Raw genomic sequence first — 231 nt, forward strand, 5'->3', positions numbered from 1 at the left:
GTCTACCGTTTGTTCTTTTGGTGTTGGTTGGTAAGTCTCTTGTTGTTCTCTTACTTTCACAACGACGGACACTTCTTCACTCGTGCCATCTGGGTAGTGGACGACTACCGTTGCGTTATGATCGCCTTTTTCAGTCGTACTTGGCGTTCCGCCTTTCCATTCGAACCTTGTCTTCGCTGGAAGTTGCCCTACATTGCCAATGCTATCTTCGGCTCTTGGGGTTCCCCCATT

The 231-nt window shown here is 48.9% G+C and carries 1 protein-coding gene; it reads right to left on the bottom strand.

Annotation, left to right across the window (positions count from 1 at the left end):
- A partial coding sequence (locus HT721_RS04310; protein WP_275690232.1) for a Rib/alpha-like domain-containing protein occupies positions 1 to 231 on the bottom strand: 231 nt, incomplete at both ends.

The sequence above is a fragment of the Streptococcus sp. 4094 genome (assembly GCF_013277125.1).
In the GTDB taxonomy this organism is placed as follows: domain Bacteria; phylum Bacillota; class Bacilli; order Lactobacillales; family Streptococcaceae; genus Streptococcus.